Below are 20,259 nucleotides of genomic sequence, written 5' to 3'. Positions count from 1 at the left end.
TCTATTCCTTCGGTTAGACTTAAATATCACTTCTTTTTTGCTAAAAATCGTCTACCGCAGGTCAAGAACAGCTTATTGATTAGCAGCAGGATAACCTCCTGCTTTCTTGTAAGTCTTTTCTTCAAACTATCACTTGTAAGTATTTGTTGTAAATATATTTTTTAACAAAAAATACAGAAGAAATATGACAATTTAGAAGATAAAAAAGATGCATAGATGTTTACGAGGTCTGCATAACACTTTTATAAATATTACAAACAATTGATAATAATGAGTTAATTTTTAAAAGTTAGTATTATCGATGCGCCAATCAAACGATTTATGCATCTTTTTCATAGTAATTATCTTAACTTGAACTATAACTGTATATATATACAGTTCACTGGTGAGGCGACGGTTATGGGGCAATTAACATTTTTGGAGGCTATACGGGCAGAGATCAGGGTACGCCATTACAGCTATCAAACAGAAAAATCCTACCTCTATTGGAACCGTTATTTCATTCGACATTGTAATATTCGTCATGGCGCTGATATAAGCCCCGCTTTGATTGAACAATTTCTCTGCTTTTTAGCAGTCGAGTGTAAAGTGTCGGCGAGCACCCAGAAACAGGCCCTATGTGCCATTGTATTTGCTTGTCGCCATGTGTTAAAAGTTGAGTCCAATGAGTTACAATTTCCCTATGCAAAAGCCCCTAAACGAATACCGCAGGTATTGTCTAACGAAGAAGCAAAACTGATCATCAACAATTTTTCAGGCTACCACTATTTAATTGGTGCCATCCTATTTGGCTCAGGCCTAAGATTAAAGGAAGCCCTAAAACTTAGGGTAAAAGATATTGATCTAACCACTAAATCTATCTTTGTGTACCGAGGTAAAGGGCAAAAAGATCGAGTTTGTATGCTTCCTAACGGATTGATTGATACTCTAAAGTCACAAATGAAACTGGTAAAAAAGCTCCACGAGACGGATTTGTCAGATGGCTTTGGACTTGCTTCATTGCCCATCTCTCTCATCAGAAAATATCGCAGTAATGCTTCTAAGTTTCATTGGCAATATATCTTTCCTGCTAGCCGCCGTTGTATGCACCCAAGTGACAACTACGTGTGCAGACACCATATTCATCCAACGGCTTTTTCGCGAGCATTAAGGCAAGCTACCACTAACAGTGGTATAGATAAGCGCGTTACCGCCCATACTTTCCGCCATTCGTTTGCAACATCTTTATTACTCAAAGGCCATGACATTCGTACCATCCAGGAGTTATTGGGACACAGTGATGTCAAAACAACCGAAATATATACCCATGTGGTTGGTGGCCATCATACTGGGGTCATAAGTCCTCTCGATAGTCTTTAAGGCATACAACAAGGCTAGCTACTAAAGCCATATCTTTTGCTTTCTGCATTAGTAAATATAAGGCAAACACAGAAACACAAAATTAGAATGAGTCATTGTTCTAAATGATAATGGGGCAAAAACGTGTTACGACCACCAACGTTATACTTCGTTTATATTGGCTCTTTTTTAGTAGTCCATTACTTCAATTTAATCCATTGCCTGCCGCAGGCTAATGTGCAGATGCATCCAAGACACGCCGTGAACACATCCCTGTGGGCTCTGCGAAAACATCCATGTTTTCGAAGGTCTTGAACGCATCTACACTGGGATTATTGTCTCTTCGATTTGACTGTATTTGTGGTAATGATAAGCATAAAAATATCTAAATATAAAAATCTAAAAGGCTCAATTTGAATTGAGGACGTTAAAGAAAATAGCGTGAGGTTGGCATGGATGCCAACATAGCCTCAGTTAAGCCATGGATGGCGCATCTGAGGCGTTAGCATTTTCGAATAAGACCGAGGAAGGCTACAAACGAAGTCAAAAGCTGGATCAATCCCCATCGAAAATCATGCGCTTTTCAGCATTTTTCGTCGGGGCGCTGGGGGATATCCAAAAGGGGAACAAGCGCTTTTCCCCTTTTGGTCGGGTGTGGGTGGAAAACCCACGATCTTAATCCAAACGGAGTTTGGAAATACAGAAAGGAAACTTACGGTCTAAATCAGGTGTGAACTAAGCGCCACGACTTTGACTCAAACGGAGTTTGGAAATGCAGAAAGGAAACTTACGGTCTAAATCAGGTGTGAACTAAGCGCCACGACTTAGATTCAAACGGAGTTTGGAAATACAGAAAGGAAACTTACGGTCTAAATCAGGTGTGAACTAAGCGCCACGACATTGATTTGATCAAAATGACAAACAAGGAATGGGGCAAAGCTTATTTCATATTCCAACTATTAGTTAAGCATCTAGTTAACAGCTAAACCCATCGACAAAAAAGCCGCTTACCTTAATTGATAAGCGGCTTTTAATATTAAGCTGAATAAATTAACAGCTCACTATGGTTTGTGCCATCTTACGGCGTAAATAAGCAATCTGTTGCATGTGCGGCAGATCTTTAGGACAGGCATCTTGACAACCAAGTAAGGTCATACAGCCAAATACGCCATCTTGATTACCTATCACATGATAGAAATCTTCTGCGCTGCGAATATCACGGCTATCCATTTCAAAGCGGGCGATTTTCATCATCCCCACAGCGCCAACAAAACTGTCTTTCATTTGCTTAGTGGCACATGCAGACACACAAACACCACATTCAACGCAGCGTTCAAGCTCATATAACTTAGCCGCCTCAGCAGGGTCCATTGGCGTTTCTAAGCGATGAATATCAATATCGTTGGCATCAGGTTGCAACCATAACTGCAGTCGCTCAGCTAGCTCGCGCATGAATTTACCCGTGTTCACTGACAAGTCACCAATTAACTCAAAACCCGGTAACGGCATTAGGGTAATGTTACCGTCAGGGAAATTAGCGGTTAAGGTTCTACAAGCCAATGTAGGTTTGCCATTAATCACCATAGCGCAACTGCCACAGATCCCTGCGCGGCAGACAAAATCAAACTGCAGTGAAGGATCTTGTTGCTCACGCAGCATATTAAGCGCAATAAATACTGTCATTCCAGGCGCTTCAGTGAGCTCATATGTGACCATTTTAGGTTTATCGCTTGGATCTTGTGGATCGTAACGAAAGATATTAAAACTGATAGTTCGTGGGCTGGTCATTAGCTCTTTTCTCCTGACGCCAAAAAGGTGTCACTTAATCTTTCATTACGCGGACGCAAGCTTTCTGGTAAATCAAATGGCATAACGGCTGCTTGTTTTTCAACGCGGTCTGCATCGTCACCCAGCTCAGCGAGGATTTTTTCAATTTCAACTTCACGGGCAGCAGTATCAGGATGCGCAATGGCATTGTCGTTACCATAACCACGATAACCTGGCGGCAACTCCATCTTCATCACATCAAGTTGCTCGTAAGTTAGCTTGGGCTCAAGGGCGTTTTCGTCTGGCCAAGTTGTTAAAGTGCGGTTGAGCCATTCTTTATCATTACGTTGCGGGTAATCTTCACGAGCATGGGCACCGCGGCTTTCTGTACGGGCATTGGCGCCGCACGCAACCGTTAAGGCAACCCGCAGCATACGCGGCACACGTAACGCTTCCACCAGCTCAGGGTTCCCATGACGTTTTTTACATTTAAGGCCAATACTTTTACTGCGAACCAGTAATTCTTTTAATTCAGCAATGGCTTTTTCAAGCTCAGGACCATTGCGGAAAATACCTACGTAATCCATCATGATGCGCTGCATTTCCAGTTTGATATCAAACACATTTTCAGTGCCCTTACCGACTAACAAGCCGTTGATTTCTTGCTGCATCTTAGCCATGCTGGCTTCAATTTCGGCTGTATTGATTTCAAGGGTGTTCTTTTCACAAAAATCAGCCACGTACTTACCGATGATCATACCGCCAACTACAGTTTCAGCCAGAGAATTTCCACCTAAACGGTTAAAGCCATGCATATCCCAACACGCAGCCTCACCCACGCTAAATAAGCCTGCTAATTGCGGGCTTTCACCGGTAGCATTAGTACGAATACCGCCCATTGAGTAATGCTGAGTCGGACGCACTGGGATCCAGTCTTTGGCAGGATCTATGCCCAAGAAATTTTCACAAATCTCTTTCACTTCTCTAAGGTTGGTTTCAACGTGTTTGCGCCCAAGCAAAGTGATATCAAGCCATAAATGCGGCCCATAAGGGCTATCAACGCCTTTATCTTTACGCATATGTTCAGTCATGCGCCGTGAGACCACATCTCGAGAGGCGAGCTCTTTCTTTTCAGGCTCATAATCTGGCATGAAACGATGACCGTCTTTATCTCGCAGTAAGCCGCCATCACCTCGGCAACCTTCCGTGGTTAAGATCCCCACTGGTACAATCGCTGTTGGGTGAAATTGCACCGCTTCCATATTGCCTAATGTGGCAACGCCAGTATCTAACGCCAATGCTTGGCCAATGCCTTCACAGATAATGGCATTGGTAGAGACTTCATAAATACGGCCATAGCCGCCTGTTGCAATCGTCGTTGATTTACCAATATAGGCACGTAATTCACCCGTAATGAGACAACGGGCAATGACGCCGTGACAACGTTTGCCATCATGAATAAGCGATAATGCTTCAATGCGTTCATGGACAGGAATATCCATTTCAATGGCTTTGTTGTCAACGGCATACAGTAGTGAGTGGCCGGTGCCGTCGGCGGTATAGCAAGTACGCCATTTTTTAGTCCCGCCAAAGTCACGGGCATTAATTAATCCGTGGGCTTGCTCGGCTTCAGTAATGGTGACCTTTTCGGCGTTCACCACCACTTCACGATCGCCAGCACTAATACGTGACCAAGGCACGCCCCAATTAGCAAGTTCTCGCACCGCTTTAGGTGCGCAATGGGCAAACATGCGCGCCACATCTTGATCGCAGCCCCAGTCAGAGCCTTTTACTGTGTCTTGAAAGTGGACGTCTTCATCGTCACCCATGCCTTTAACTGTATTACCAAGGCTGGCTTGCATACCGCCTTGGGCTGCAGCAGAATGGGAACGTTTGGCAGGTATTAATGACAGCACCACGGTATCTAAACCACGCTCTTTGGAGGCGATTGCCACACGTAAACCAGCAAGACCGGCGCCGACAACTAATGAATCTGTATAAATAATTTTCACTGGCATTCCTTTAATACGGTATTAGGCTTTGTATTTCTAAGCGATAAACTCAATGGTGCATGACTGTGCACAGTCACTGTGTCTTTAACTCGGTACAAAAGGCGTTACGGGTAACTCCAACGATTGCCCAATAAAGATGTAGGTCAATAAACTTGCGATACCAATAATCATTAAGTAAACCACCATTATTTTGGCAAGCTTAAGCGCCGCCATACGCTTTGTGGTCACGCCCCACTTTACCGCTAGGCGATAGAGACCAAACATGGCATGCAATACCACAGCAGGTAATAGCAAGACATACAGCATCCACACATCTTGGTGGTAAACACGCTCAGCCGATAAATGCGGGCCGATTTCAGGATTGGTGATCATGTCAAACAAGTGAACGGGGGCGAGAAAGAACAGTAAAAAACCCGTAATTAACTGCCAAAACCAAATTTTAGTATCTTGGTGAGGCATAATGGTCATTTGACTTCTAAGTGCCCGCCATTGCTTTATTTGTGCAGGAAAGCGACGTAAGGCAAATACAGCGTGGATTAATAAGACTATCAGCATAAATGCCGAAATGAATTTAGTCAGAACAGGAAAGCCATGGCCAGTTTCACTGAACATGCCCCCTTCTAAGAAGTGGCCTACATGATAAAAGGCTTCTTTACTGATCAAAATACTCGACTCAAAATGCAGATGCATAATGATGAATATGCCAAGTAACAGGCCAGTTGCACTTTGAAGCATATCGGCCCGAGCGGCCCATACAGGATGAGAGAATCCGCTGGTCTTTTTTGCTGCAGAGGTTAGCGCTTCAAGAGCGGGTTGATCAGCCATAAATTTGCACGTCCTGTAAATTCAATATGACTTATGACCATATCAAGTTCACAAACGGTAGCAATAACCAAAAACCAGCAAGTGACCCAGATCACTCACCGCAAGGCAAGAGTCAGACGCAGATCACACCAACGCGAATCGTGAGATGTTAGCAAGCCACTGCGCTTTGAGATAAAGATTTGAACTTGATATCAAACCCTCTAAACATAAGACTAAATAGCCACAGCTTGTTGTAATTGCAGGCAATGTTGCCGCAGTTTATCACGCATTAACAACATGGCAGGGCTGACATGCTGTCGCCCTGCACAAATGAGATTCAACGGCATCGCCTCACTGGTAAATCCAGGCAATATCTGTTGCAGTCGACCGCTATTTAAATCATCTACAACATCTAAAGCCGATTTAAATACAATGCCTTGGCCTGATACTGCCCACCGACGAGTGACATCAGCATCATTGCTACTTCGATCACCACTCACCCGTATTTTAAAGCTCTGCTGCTCGTTAATTAACGTCCACAAATCATAATTACGTTCATCAACCTTATAAATTAGACAATTGTGCTGCGCTAATTCAGCTGGGCTTTTAGGTTCGCCATGATGCTGAATATAAGCAGAAGAGGCACATAACACCCGTTGAGTATGACAAATATTAAACGCCACTTGGCTTGAATCAGGCGGTATGCCATAACGTAACGCCATATCAATTTTATCGTGCTGAAAATGGCTAAGGCTATCGCCTATATGCAGTTGAATGGTTAAATCTGGATACTGCAGTAGAAAACTATCTAACCAAGGTAAGAATACATTCCGGCCAAAGTCAGAAGAGACTGAGATATTGAGCTGACCTGAGATTTGACCTTTTTCGGTTAACAAGGCTTGCTGGCCTAATTGCAATTGCGCCAGCGCCTCGCGACAATGGATCAGATAATGCTCACCTTCGGCGGTCAGACGCAAACTACGAGTGGTGCGAATAAACAGTACGCTATTTAACTGTTTCTCTAATCGTTTTAATGCTGCACTTGCCGCAGCAGCTGAAATATCTAGCTCAACTGCAGCAGCGCCAATACTGCCGCAATCAGCCACTCGCACAAACAGGTGTAAATCATTTATCTGCATTGTCTGGACCTTAATCTCACATCTTAATCATTCATTACTAAAATAATTTTGATAACGATACAAATATTACCCTCTAAATCATCATAGTCAATTTGACTCAAATACACTCATCGCGGTGAAATAGTCCCACAATCTGTCCACTTCTGAAGTGTAAAAGCCAATGTTTCACAACAAATATCAGCCGTTAAATAGTTATCATTTGGCGCGTTTTTGCTTTTTGGCCGATAAACCCAAAGGAATATCTGCCACCTCGTTATGGCATCAGCTATAATAGCCGCCAATTCATGTTTAATTTTATTATCAGTTAGGAAAATCCCATGCCTTGGATCCAATTACGAATTCACACTCATCGCGATCATGCAGACATGCTAGGCGACTTATTGATGGATCAAGGTTCTGTGTCTATCACCTACGAAGACGGCCAAGATGAGCCAATTTTCGAGCCTAAACTAGGTGAAACACCTTTATGGCAAGACACCATATTAATGGCCTTATTTGATGCTGGCACTGATTTAGCACCGACCATAGAGTTATTAGAGTCAGTTCCCTGCTTAGGTAAAGGCTTTAACCATAAAATTGAACAAGTAGAAGATAAAGACTGGGTTCGTGAATGGATGGACAGCTTCCACCCCATCAAATTTGGTCAGCGTTTATGGATTTGCCCAAGCTGGCGTGACATCCCTGAACCAGACGCAGTAAATGTTATTCTTGATCCAGGTTTAGCCTTCGGTACTGGTACTCACCCAACCACCGCATTATGTTTAGAGTGGTTAGACAGCTTAGATTTGTCAGATAAAGAAGTTATCGACTTTGGTTGTGGCTCAGGCATCTTAGCCATTGCTGCATTAAAGCTTGGCGCGAAGAAGGTCACCGGGGTTGATATTGACTATCAAGCCATTGATGCATCGACAGCCAATGCCGAGCGCAACGGTGTTGTCGAGCAGTTGTCACTGTATTTACCCGAAAACCAACCAGAAAATTTACAGGCTGATATCTTAGTCGCTAACATCTTAGCCGGCCCACTGCGCGAGCTTGCCCCATTGATTGCAGAGAAAGTCAAAACAGGTGGTAAGTTAGCCCTTTCAGGCTTACTACAAGAGCAAGCAGAAGAAGTATCACAATTCTACAGCCAATGGTTCATCATGGATGAAGCGGCTCACAAAGAAGACTGGAGCTGCTTGACAGGCACCCGCAAATAACGGTAAAGGCAGCACACCCCTTATGACAGCTAGTTTTACGCCAAAAGGGGCGCTGACGACTCCACAACTAAAAGTCAAGCAAAAAAGTTATCTTTAGTTCATTTATTGACCTTTTCAGGACGGTAAAAAAGGGCTAATATAGCGCCCCTTTGACGAGCATGGTGAATAACTCAATGCAAATTGGCCCCTATCAACTGAAAAATCAGCTGATCGTGGCACCAATGGCAGGTGTCACCGATCGCGCTTTTCGAAATCTTTGTTTACGTTATGGCGCAGGCCTAGCGGTTTCAGAGATGCTTTCATCTAATCCCGAAGTTTGGGATACCGATAAAAGCCGCCAGCGCATGATGCATTCTGGTGAAGAAGGTATTCGTTCAGTACAAATTGCAGGTGCAGATCCTGATTTAATGGCTGCGGCCGCCCAGTTCAACGTTGAACAAGGCGCTCACATCATTGACATCAATATGGGCTGCCCTGCCAAAAAAGTGAATAAGAAGCTTGCTGGATCAGCATTAATGCAAGATCCCCAGCTAGTAAAAGCGATTTTACAGGCTGTTGTTAGTGCAGTTGATGTACCGGTAACGCTAAAGATTCGCACAGGGTGGCAACCTGAACACCGTAATGGTGTTGAAATTGCTCATATTGCCGAAGATTGTGGCATTGCCTCCTTAGCCGTTCACGGCCGCACTAGGCAGTGTATGTATAAAGGCTTTGCCGAATACGACACGATTAAAGCAATAAAACAAAATGTCTCAATCCCTGTTGTTGCCAATGGAGATATCGACAGTCCAGAAAAAGCTAAGTTCGTCTTAGACTACACTGGCGCCGATGCTGTAATGGTAGGACGAGGAGCCCAAGGCAGACCGTGGATTTTTAGAGAAATTCACCACTACTTGGAAACAGGTAACAAATTACCGCCAGTTGAGGCAAGCGAGCAACGAGAAATCATGCTCGAACACCTTAACGCTTTGTACGAATTGTACGGCGAGTACAAAGGTGTCCGATTTGCTAGAAAGCACATGGGATGGTACCTAAACCAAGAAGAGCAGCGTCAATTTCGTGCTGACTTCAATAGGCTTGAAACCGCTGAACAGCAATATTCCCTTGTGGAATGTTACTTTGATGAATTAGTTAATTTTTAATATAAAGAGCAGAATAGAATGTTTGATCAGACAACTAACACAGAAGTTCACCAGCTAACCGTAGGTAAGATTGAAACCGCTAACGGTACAATCAAGCCACAATTATTACGTGACGCAGTTAAGCGCGCAGTAACAAACTTCTTCTCTCAGTTAGACGGTCAAGAAGCGTCTGAAGTATATGAAATGGTATTAAGTGAAGTTGAAGCACCTTTACTAGACATCATCATGCAACACACACGTGGCAACCAAACACGTGCAGCGAACATGCTAGGTATTAACCGTGGCACTTTACGCAAAAAATTAAAAAAATACGGCATGAACTAAGAAGCAATTCTTAAGCTGTTGTATTGAAACGGGCTTTCCAGCAATGGAAAGCCCGTTTTTGTTGATATGTCCCCCATATGTACCCCCGTTGTTTTGTTGCCCCTTCCTGTATTCGATTCCGCTTTCCTTCAACGTAATTCCCAAGCTAAAACTTTAACTTTTACTCATGGTTAAATATCAGATAATGATACAAAAAATGCTTAGTGCGTCAGATTATGTCGCAGGGTAGTATTATGCTCATGGCATAGATAATCGGGAGAACATCGATGCAAATCAATATCCAACGCCAAATTGCCATGCTGGAACAAATACCTGCTCATCCAAGGCGCATTACCGCTAATGACATCACTGCAAGACTGCAAAGTCGTGATTTTGATATTGGATTAAGAACCGTGCAGCGGGAATTAAAAGCCATGTACGACATGGGGCTGTTTGGCATAGTGCTCGATGACAGAAGCAAGCCTTTTGGCTGGTCGATTGCCGCCTGTTGGCGTGGTCTTAACTTGACCTTGATGGATAATCACATGGCATTGGCATTTTACACCCTAAAGCACAGTGCTAGCCAACTGCTGCCTCCCCAAAGCCTTAAGCAGTTGACCCCTTATTTTGACCGTGCAGATCAAATATTAGGAAATGATCCTGATAACCCTTGGCTTTACTGGGCCTGCCGCGTGGCGCAGTTACCTAAACCTTTTCCTTTTATAATTGAGCAGCAAGATCCACAAATATTTGAAGCTGTGCAATCGGCACTGCTTAACAAGCGCCAGATTGCCTGCCAAATAAAGCGAGTGATCCAAGGGAAAAGCTATTGGCTTGATTACACGCCCATTAATCCTGAAGGTATACAAATATCAGATGGTGTCGCACTACTGACCTTTACCATTGGCACGGTTGAGCCAAAACTTTTTGCCAAATCCATCGACTTACTACGTAATGTGCGAGTGCTGGACACCCCTTCCATTACTCGAAGTGAAGCTAATATTGCCCGTAGAAAAATGGAAAACCAAGCGGAGTTGATTGATATTGAATTGCTTTTTTCTGCATCAGCAAACTTTATCATGCGCAATGCCAAGCTCAGTGACAATCAAACTGTTAAGCAGTTAGAAGATAAACGCTATCTGGTTGAAGCAACCGTTGAAGACACCTCAGGATTAAGAACATTGTTGTGGAGCATGGCTGACAATGTCGAAGTGCTGGCACCAGCCAAATTAAGAGCCCATTTCACTCGATTAATTAGCAAGGTCAATGCGCGCTATCAAATTGCTGCGTCTTAGGCTGTCGCACCCTTAAGTTACGCTGTTTAGCGTAACTTCAAGGAGATGAATCGATGTTTGACTTACTGACGCAAAACAGCCCATCACCTCGCATTGCCGTTTTCGGTGTGGGAGGCTGCGGCTGCAATACCATAAATCAACTTAGCCAATCGCCATTCAATGACAACGTCCTGCTGATTGCCGTCAATACTGATGCACAATCACTGCAGGCCTCTCAATCTAGCACTCGATTACAAATTGGCATTGAAGCCACTAAAGGATTAGGTGCGGGCGCTAAGCCCGAAAAAGGTCAAGCTGCTGCGCAGGAGTCTGAAGCACAAATAAAAGAGCTTATTGAACTCGCCGACATCATTTTTATTACTGGCGGTATGGGCGGCGGCACTGGCACTGGCGCCATCCCGTTCATGGCTTCAGTCGCCGCAGCGCTAAATAAACCATTAATTGCCGTGGTTACCACCCCTTTTAGTTTTGAAGGCCAGCAAAGGAATCTTCTGGCCAATAAAGGCGTCGATAAATTAATGCAGCACGCCAATGCTGTAATCGTGTTACCTAATGACAAACTGGCTAAAACTCTGGATAAGAAAGTCAGCCTAGTTAACGCCTTTTTTGAAAGTAACCGTATTTTGCAAGATGTATTGCTGGGGTTAACCACCACCATTAGCCAATCAGGTTTGATTAATATCGATCTCAATGATTTCATTGCGGTGGTAAATCACCATGGACGAGCCGCTATGGGAGTGGCGAAGCAAATGCCAGGTGCAGATATCCAAGTGACGATTAATAGCGCCCTTAAAAATCCATTACTGGAAGACGTTGAGCTGACTCATGCCAAAGGAGCGATTGTCAGTGTGATGGCATCTGAAAATATTGAGCTCAGCCAATATAATATGATTGGCGAAACCCTGCAGCAGCAACTCGACCCTAGTGCATTGGTGATAATTGGATTAACCATAGTGCCTGAGCTGGATTGCGAGCTGGAATTGATGGTGATTGCCACCGGTATTCAAGCCACAACCGACCAATCAGTAATCATTATGGATGATGCTAAAGTACCGCCTTCAACAGACCGCTTTGCATCAGTAGAGCTGCTTAATCTTCACGATTTTCTAAAAGAAAAGTCTGTAGGCAGTAACGATGATAATCATTGCTTAGCTGAGCTCGATGTCCCGACTTATACCCGTAACTTAAATCAAAAAACAGCAGGGCAATAATATCGGCCCCTAGGGTGAGCCGCTAGCTGCTGCTATATCTTTGATAGCATCAGAGAAGGCTCACTCCTTTCAAGTCGATCGACTTCGGCAGTACTAACTTGGCTTTATCAACTGCATGGGTGCAACTTTGCCTGCTGTTAGCCTTGCTACTTTGACGATGACTACCACGATAATTTTTACAGCCCCAGAATTCCCCCCGAGCGCTTTTTCTTAGCACCATATCAGCGCCGCAAACGCTGCATAACGGTGTGGTATGGGCGCATTGATCATTAAGACAGACTTTAAAGCCTGCAAAGCGTTTACGGGTCATGGGGCTTGCACAAAGCTCGCAGCCTGCTTCTTTGTGGTCGCACAAAGGAAAGTGGCAACAGGAATAGAATGATTTAAAGTTACCGGTTCTTTGCTTTAATACTCCTGTGGTGCAGCGAACACAGTTAATATCTTCAAACAGCCTTTGCACTATAGAGGTCGTAAATTCTGCTTGCTCAATGGCATAACCATCTTGAATAAGCTCTGTGACAAACGGGCTGACGTCGGTCATATCGGCCAGCACATAGGCGCGATGCTTAGCACGGGTTAACGCCACATAAAATAACCGTCGCTCTTCAGCGTACTTAAAGTCTTCTTCTTTTGCTAAAAAGGCATCTAACAAAGGCGGGATGATTTTATTTGATGGAAAGCCATGCAGGCCGGTTTTCATCCCGATGATCACCACATAGTCAGCCTCTTTACCTTTAGCGCCATGAAAGGACTGACACTCAATGGTTATATTGGAGTATTGCTGATTCAGTAGTCTTAGGGCGTTACTATCTGGCAGCTGAAACCAAAACCGAGCCAGTAAGTACACTGTCGGTTGTTTTGTACCAGCTTTAAGCTTATTGACCCTAGCACTAATCGCCGACAATGCTTGTGCTACCGCATTAGGGCTTGGGTTGTCACCTGTGGCGGCTTCATTTTCGCCGCGCTTAATCACTGATACCGCCGCTTGGCTCACTGTCACGTTGGAGCGAATCTGTTTTTTAAGCTGCGCCGGATTTTGAGTGACAAACTGGGTAGCAACATCGCCAATGCTGCTATTAAATCTAAATGTTTGGTCAAGATAGCTTGTCGCAGCTGCGCCAAAATAGTCACTAAAATGGGTCGTTAGGCTGACATCTGCACCACTAAAACGATAAATAGCCTGCCAGTCATCGCCAACACAAAATAATGAGGCTGTGGTTTTACTCTGTGCTGAGTAAGCCTGTGTTAATGCTTTAACTAAACGCGCTCTAGGCTCGGAGATATCTTGAAATTCATCCACCATAATATAACGCCACGGGCTAATGAATTGCCCTGTTTGTATATAGTTAAGCGCCTTGGCAATCATGTCTTCAAAATCGATATCGCCATTTGCAGCTAACTGCTGTTGGTAAGCGGTTAATATGGGCTGGAGCAATTCAAATGCCTTACGGCTTTGCTTGGGATCAGTAGCTTGATTAAATAGCTTGTCTAGGCCTTTATTATCAAGGCAAGCCGCTTTGTATAAACCAATAAGCTGACTAAATAATTTGGCTAATTCAGTCACCCGCCCAAGCTCATTAAGGGTTGCCAGTATCGCGTCATCGGGCAGCGGCGCATATTGCAGTTCAAATGCCGTTAATGCCTGTTGCAATTCTGCCGTTAACTGGCCCTTTTTATGCTGATAGTAAAATAGCTCAATACAGGCAGTATCATGCTGTTGATGTAACTCGCGTTTCCACTGTATCGACTCAAGATAAGCCTGATTATCGATATAACTGGCGGTATTATTAGCCTCATCAATGCCGTAATATTCAATATAAACATCATATTCTGGCAGGTAAAAATCAGGCTGGTACTGGCGAAAATCAACACTACTAACATCATGCTCATACTTGGCTTCATAGCGATATTCAATGCCGTTTTTAAATAGCCAGTTAGCAATATACAGTTCGCCGAAACTCTTAACCCGCTCGCCTTTAAGCGTGCGAATATCATTGTCAGTTAAGTATTGGAAGTACTCGCCTTCGGATTCAAAATCAAATGGGCTTTTTTCCACATAATAATATTGGCTAAAAAACTCACACAGCCGTTTGCGGTAAACCTCATCTTTAAGCAAGTAATCAAGCTGGAGTTGTAACCATTTCTCTTTGGCTTGGTCATCTTCTGCCAATGGTGACAAACTGGGCTGCTTGCCTTCCACTGCTGCAATAATCCTTAAACCAAGGCTGTGAAAGGTGCTGGCTTTTATTGCATCTGTGGCCAGTTTTTGTTTGATGCGGTCATCCATTTCATCAGCGGCTTTGCGGCCGTAAGCTAACAATAAAATATCCGCTGCTTGCGCTTGACCGCTGGCAACTAAATAGCCTGCACGCCCCACCATTACACTGGTTTTACCGGTGCCAGCCCCTGCCAGTAATAAATTGTTATCATCATCTATAACGCAAGCGCGGCGCTGTTTATCGGTTAATGGCTTTGATTCAACATTATCAAAAAAGTCTGCATATTTGACTAATTGCCTGTCAACATAAGCCGAACGAATTTGCGCTATCTTGGCGTTATTCCAATGATAAAAGCCAGATAATTTCACTAACGCAGCGTTAAGCGTTACCGATAACCCCGCCGATTTACACCATGGAAACCAGCGGCGATATTCACGTTTAATGCGAGGCTGCATTTGCCCAAGTAACGACTGACGTAAATACTTATTCGCTAAGGTATGCTCAATGCGGGCAACTAACTCACACAGCTGCTGCTCATGAGCTTGCGCCCAATATTGTTCAATCTCTTGTTTGAATTTGGCTTTAGAAAAGTAGCCCAGAAATGGCACCTGATAAAACTGGCCTTGGGCTTGAAATCGAAGCAAACTGCCTAAAAAGCTTGGGGTAAACTCGGCTGGCGCAGCCAGTTGCTGCCAAGTAAATTGTTGCAGCTGAGGTACAGGTTTTGCTGTAAACCAATGCCTAAATAAACGACCTTGCTGAGCACGAAACTCAATGCCATTAGCCGATAATTTAATGGCATCTGCAGCGCCTAAATACAGGCGCCCAAACCAACTATGCTTGATCGTTTTTTCTGATTTTTTAAATTTTTCTGGTAACAATTTACAACCTACGACTTAATGGCTGAACAGCAAACTATTGATATTTAGGCGTCACTATAGCTTAATCTTAAGCGCCTAAGCATGATCTTTATCTGCTAATGATTTAGCGATGGGCAATTGAGTTAACCGCAACTGGGGTTAATGAGATAGACAGGCGTTTTATGTAAGCAGGCTTGCGGGCTATCGCTATGAGTAAGCTCAAAAGATAGCGATTAAGATCTCGTCTAATTTAGAGCTATGAATAGGCTTAGTGACAACCTCAGTACACCCCATGCTGATCATATCGATACGGGTTTGCTCAAAAGCATCTGCGGTACAGCCAATAATTAACGGCTCATTAGCCAAGTTTAACGCTTTAATTGCCTTGGTCGCGGCAATGCCGTCCATCACCGGCATATGATTATCCATGATCACCAAGTCAAAGTGTGTTGCTTGCACTTTATCGACACCAATTTGACCGTTTTCAGCGACCTCACAATCAAAGCCGCGTTTGTTGAGGAACATCTTCATCACTTTTACATTGATTTTATTATCTTCAACAATAAGCACTTTTAAACCTGAGCCATCAAACATAGAGCTATGATGACCTGTGACCTGTTGCGGTTTGGCATCTAATTTAATCGGTATACTCACTCTAAACTGGCTACCTACCCCCAGCTCACTATTGAGTTCTATGCTACCTCCCATAACATTCACCAGCTCAGAGATAATCGCCAGCCCTAGCCCAGTGCCGCCAAACCGACGGGTGGTATCCGCTTCAGCTTGAGAGAATGCCTGAAAAACATAATCTTGTTTATCTTTATTAATACCAATACCGCTATCAGACACAATAATTTCTAATAACGGCTCAGCCTCATTATTGATGACGTTAATTGACGCGGCAATATGGCCTTGAGGGGTAAACTTCCACGCATTATTGAGCAAGTTTTGTAGTATTTGTTGAATTCGGATCTTATCAGCGACACAAACTTTATCTTGCTCGCCAGCCGACTCAAAGCTAAATGCCAAGCCTTTTTCATCGCACAAGGCTTTATAAATCGGTTCAACTTCCGACTTGAGTTCGTTGATGGTAAAACGGGTTAAATTTAAGGTTAATTTCCCCGCTTCAATTTTTGAAAAATCCAAAATATCATTGAGCACAGATAGCATGTGCTTTCCTGATCTCAATAAGGTATTGACCATCTCTTCTTGTTCAACATTAAGAGAAGTGTCTTTAATCAGTTCTGTCATACCTAACACGCCATTCATTGGAGTGCGAAGCTCATGACTCATTGATGCTAAAAACTGCGATTTTGAGATATTTGCGGCATCGGCTTTTTTGGCAGTGAGTTTTAACGAGTCTTCCAATTCTTTGCGCTCAGTAATATCACGCTCAACCGCCATAAAACCTTCTAGCTCACCTGAATCATCATACAGCGGCCCAATTTGCACCTCTAACCAATAGGCTTCGTTACTCTTGGTGTAGTTAATTATCTCAAAAGTACCAAAGCCTCTATTTTTTATTAGCTCACCAATTTTACGAGCCGTTACTTTGCTAGTCTTTGGCCCTTGCAGTAAATCTGCGGGTTTCATGCCCAACACTTCATGTTTTTTATAGCCTGTCATCTTCTCAAATGCACCATTGACCCAAATTATTTTGATATCAGGATCGGTAAATACCACCGCATCTCGCATATATTTGACAACCCGCGCAAGTCGAGTTGATTCAGCCTCTTTATTTTTTAAATTTTCCGCCTGTTGCTCAAGTAATTGCTGTGAGCGAGCTAATGACTGAAAGGGGGATACTAAGATTTTTCTACCCAAAAAATACAAGAGTAAAATGGTCATACTGGTAGCAAGCAGCATTCTAAGAAATAAGCTTCGTAAGAAGTCTGACTCTATTTTTTCAACAAATTGTGGCGATGATGCATACAGAAGATAAATATCAAATTGGGGGATCATTTTCGCTTGAGTCTGCCAGCCACCCTGGGGAGACATAGCCCAGTTAAACCTGTCTTGTCTGATCCCAAACCAATGATTTTTATCTGCAATTAATCGACCTATTAATTGCGAGTCATTTAACTGGATAATATAAGCAGTCAAGCCCTCAGCTAATGCGTGATATCGTATCGGCTCAGTGATTAATAAGTAATCTTGGCCACGCTCGTTAAAAAAGATATAGTTGTTATCATTAAGAATTGACTCATCATTAATCCCCTCAACCAGGTAATGTCTTAGTTGCTCCCCAAGCTCAAATTCAAGATAAATGCCCTCGCCAGCAAAGTCATACAGGTTCACAAAAGTATCTACATCATGTGGTTTTATCAGTGATAGTTGGTCATGTAAGGTATGTTTATCATCAACACCTTCTAGCGTCGCGCTGATAACATCAGGGTAAGTGGATATTTTATTAACATCCCTTTCATGGGCGCCGATGAACTCGGCAACGTATTGTTCAATTGCAGAAAATTTACCTTTTAAATTCTCTTCATTGATGAGTTTTGCAGTTTCAGCGGCCTGATTGGACACAAAAATATAACTGGACGCCATAAAGGTAATGGCCCCCAACAAAATAAACAGCGAAAATAAATGCATTCCATTTTTTTTATCAAACCACATAATAAATTCGACGCCTTAGGCTTACTGCTCAATCAATTTAACCGCATTAATATCATCGTATATCGCCATACATAAATCGTTTCCATCTAGCGCCTCATGGGCATCTGGGGCGCTATGGCTAAATACACTAAATGGTGCCTGATATTGTTTTATTAATCCGTCAACCGGCGCTGTCATCGACTCCAGTGCCTGCTTCATTGCGATGCGATTAGTGACTATATTGTCAGTAAAACTGACATTATTGGCGGCTGCGATAAAAATTTTACCGAGATCATAACCATGAACAAAGCCTGCCGGCGATTTGATGTTTTTATCAACAAACTGCTCTGGAAACATAGCTTTAGCATCATTAAAAACCTGCTGATTAAAATCAGTTACCTCTGAGCTATAAAAATTAAAGCATGATTGTATGAAGTGTAAATTTGCTTTATTGCGGATCTCAAATGGCACCACAGTGGCAAAATCCCCACCGGTAATCCCCCAGTGACTGTATATTGAAATATCCAAACCCAGCTCAGCCACAGCGGTTACGATTAACGCCCCTTCTGTGGCCCCTGCGACCATAAATAAGCAGTCAACTTGTTCTTTTTGGGCGGTTGCTAATAATAATCTTGCTTGCGCTGGGTTTATCCCCCAAGCAAACCAAGTTTCCCCCACTTCAGTCATGCCATAAGCCTCAAGGGCAGAAGTCATACTGCGATAATTAGATTTACCCCAAGCGGTATTTTCGAGCATCATGTGTGGTTTTTTACATTGTTTTTGCATCGCAAAATCAACTAAGTGCTTGCCAACTTTTTGATCATCTACCGAAAGCCGAAAAACAAAATTATCTTTTGAGGGGTATCGAGTAATTGGTCCACCAGCAGCCCAAGGGACAAGGGTGAGCAATTGTGACTCATTAATAAAATCTCGATATTTTATTAATGGCGGGGAATGCAGACCGCCTATAAACACTATCCCATTAGGATCTTTCAAAAAACGGTCCATATTCTTTTTGCTTCTGCCGACATTACCTCGATGATCTAAGGTGACAAATTCCACACCAAGGCCACCAAGTTTATTATCTGCCTGTTCAAATGCGACTTTAAAACCCTGTTCAATTGCTAATGACGATTCAATATGACCCGTTCTATCGGCATCAAAGTAAACTTTAAAAAACTTAGGAGAGGCGAGTATCTCGAGGGAATAACTAAATAATAGAAGCAAAAATACAATTTTAAGCATACTGACAATCCTTGGTTGGCATGCGGCAATTTTAGTCAAGCATCTTAGTTATAGCCTACCCTCTGAAAATAACCATATAAATTGTGATGCTATTTGTGCCAGTAACGCAGTCATGCCAAGCTAAGTTAGTTTGATACTCGTTAGGTTTGCCCTACTTTTCAGCCTTACGCAATTTGTATATCTAAGTTTTCAAGCTCATTAACTGAGTCCTTAACTGAGTTAGCTCGCTGCACAATAAACTCGCTAAACACCTTAATCGATTGGCTTTGTTGGTTTTCTGCTAGGCTAACAATACTGAACTTAGCATTCAGTTTCGGCATCAATTGCGGGCTAAGCTGCACCAAGGTGCCCGCTAATAATTCATCACGTACTGCTATTTCTGGAGTTAGCACTACTAAATCTGAATGAAAAATAGCGTCTTTAATTGAGTGAAGCTGATCAAAACGAATTAAACCGGCAAAATCATCTCTTTGTAATTGAAATAAGTCTTCAAATTGATTGGCGATGGTAATGGGCAATTTCAATGGGATCGCCAAAGGATAATCTCTAAATGTCGCTAAATATAATCTCGGCAGCTTAGTAAGCGGGTGATCAGGACGACAACAAAATATCACCGGAAATGGTGGCAGCGCTTGTAAGTGAAGTAATGGGTTATCTTCAAGCTCAGTCACTTTGGCTTCCGCAACAAACAAATCCAACTTTCCTTGAAGTAACAGCTCTGTTAATGATTGCCAATGATCCACTTTAAAATCAATGGTCATTTTGGGACAAGCCTGAATAAACTGCCCCAATATAGGGCCCACTAAACAGTTTGATGGAATAGGGCTGGCGCCAATGCTAATTTCATGCTCATTTTCACCATGAAAGCTGGCGATATCGCGTTTTAGTTTATCGTGCTGCTTTACAATGTTTTGGCAATGAGCTAATACCATTTCCCCCAAAGGGGTTAGCGTCATATTTTTAGAGTCGCGCTGAAATAGCTTACCACCAACTAATAATTCGAGTTTTTGCAAGCTTTTGGATAGTGACGGCTGAGTAATATTTAACTCTGCGGCAGCTTTATGAAAGTGTTTTAATTCAGCCAATACAACAAAGTATTTAATGTGACGTAATTCCATATCAATCCT

At 43.1% G+C, this 20,259-nt stretch carries 14 protein-coding genes; 6 read left to right on the top strand and 8 right to left on the bottom strand.

Translation table 11 applies throughout. The features are described from left to right. Window positions 1-399: 399 nt before the first annotated feature. A complete protein-coding gene (locus tag Q4533_RS17175) occupies window positions 400-1,359 on the top strand; it encodes an integron integrase (RefSeq protein ID WP_303503490.1) in 960 nt (319 codons plus the stop codon). A 1,029-nt stretch (window positions 1,360-2,388) separates the two neighbouring features. Here the strand turns inward: Q4533_RS17175 and Q4533_RS17170 are convergent. From Q4533_RS17170 to Q4533_RS17155, 4 genes are all read right to left on the bottom strand, one after another. Next, a complete protein-coding gene (locus Q4533_RS17170; protein WP_102437003.1) occupies window positions 2,389-3,126 on the bottom strand; it encodes a fumarate reductase iron-sulfur subunit in 738 nt (245 codons plus the stop codon). Next, window positions 3,126-5,117 (bottom strand): fumarate reductase flavoprotein subunit, encoded by a 1,992-nt coding sequence (locus Q4533_RS17165; protein WP_303503488.1) that lies wholly within the window; start codon window positions 5,115-5,117, stop codon window positions 3,126-3,128. The genes Q4533_RS17170 and Q4533_RS17165 overlap by 1 nt, the downstream gene beginning before the upstream one ends. An 84-nt stretch (window positions 5,118-5,201) precedes the next feature. Continuing rightward, entirely contained in the window at window positions 5,202-5,942 is a 741-nt protein-coding gene (locus Q4533_RS17160) for a fumarate reductase cytochrome b subunit (protein ID WP_102437007.1), read from the bottom strand. A 212-nt stretch (window positions 5,943-6,154) separates the two neighbouring features. Continuing rightward, a complete protein-coding gene (locus tag Q4533_RS17155) occupies window positions 6,155-7,060 on the bottom strand; it encodes a LysR family transcriptional regulator (protein WP_102437009.1) in 906 nt (301 codons plus the stop codon). 317 nt (window positions 7,061-7,377) lie between these two features. On the opposite strand from Q4533_RS17155, the gene prmA reads away from it, so the two are divergent. The 5 genes from prmA to ftsZ all read left to right on the top strand — a co-directional run bounded on the left by prmA (window position 7,378) and on the right by ftsZ (window position 12,210). Next, on the top strand, window positions 7,378-8,259 hold the full coding sequence (gene prmA / locus Q4533_RS17150; RefSeq protein ID WP_303503486.1) for a 50S ribosomal protein L11 methyltransferase: 882 nt from the start codon (window positions 7,378-7,380) through the stop codon (window positions 8,257-8,259). Window positions 8,260-8,432: 173 nt separating this feature from the next. Next, entirely contained in the window at window positions 8,433-9,401 is a 969-nt protein-coding gene (dusB, locus tag Q4533_RS17145) for a tRNA dihydrouridine synthase DusB (protein ID WP_102437013.1), read from the top strand. A gap of 18 nt (window positions 9,402-9,419) precedes the next feature. Beyond that, the gene (gene fis / locus Q4533_RS17140; RefSeq protein ID WP_011494902.1) at window positions 9,420-9,725 is read left to right on the top strand and encodes a DNA-binding transcriptional regulator Fis; all 306 of its coding nucleotides are present in this window, start codon (window positions 9,420-9,422) and stop codon (window positions 9,723-9,725) included. Window positions 9,726-9,991: 266 nt separating this feature from the next. Further along, entirely contained in the window at window positions 9,992-10,999 is a 1,008-nt protein-coding gene (locus Q4533_RS17135) for a YafY family protein (RefSeq protein ID WP_102437015.1), read from the top strand. Between the two features lie 53 nt (window positions 11,000-11,052). Further along, complete coding sequence (gene ftsZ / locus Q4533_RS17130) at window positions 11,053-12,210, top strand: cell division protein FtsZ (RefSeq protein ID WP_102476033.1); 1,158 nt, start codon at window positions 11,053-11,055, stop codon at window positions 12,208-12,210. 49 nt (window positions 12,211-12,259) lie between these two features. On the opposite strand, the gene Q4533_RS17125 is transcribed toward ftsZ, so the two are convergent. The 4 genes from Q4533_RS17125 to Q4533_RS17110 form a co-directional block, all read right to left on the bottom strand. Next, a complete protein-coding gene (locus Q4533_RS17125; RefSeq protein ID WP_303503483.1) occupies window positions 12,260-15,310 on the bottom strand; it encodes a UvrD-helicase domain-containing protein in 3,051 nt (1,016 codons plus the stop codon). A gap of 198 nt (window positions 15,311-15,508) precedes the next feature. Then, window positions 15,509-17,908, bottom strand: coding sequence for an ATP-binding protein (locus Q4533_RS17120; RefSeq protein ID WP_102437021.1), 2,400 nt, complete (start codon window positions 17,906-17,908; stop codon window positions 15,509-15,511). Between the two features lie 21 nt (window positions 17,909-17,929). Continuing rightward, window positions 17,930-19,132 carry an ABC transporter substrate-binding protein gene (locus Q4533_RS17115; RefSeq protein WP_303503481.1) on the bottom strand — a complete coding sequence of 401 codons (1,203 nt, stop codon included), beginning with the start codon at window positions 19,130-19,132 and terminating at the stop codon, window positions 17,930-17,932. A gap of 164 nt (window positions 19,133-19,296) precedes the next feature. Then, a complete protein-coding gene (locus Q4533_RS17110) occupies window positions 19,297-20,250 on the bottom strand; it encodes a LysR family transcriptional regulator (RefSeq protein WP_102437025.1) in 954 nt (317 codons plus the stop codon). Window positions 20,251-20,259 lie beyond the last annotated feature (9 nt).

The organism is Shewanella sp. 6_MG-2023 (genome assembly GCF_030547195.1).
Taxonomy (GTDB): domain Bacteria; phylum Pseudomonadota; class Gammaproteobacteria; order Enterobacterales; family Shewanellaceae; genus Shewanella.
Note: the sequence above shows the minus strand (reverse complement) of the source record. Positions and strands in the feature narration are given on the sequence as shown.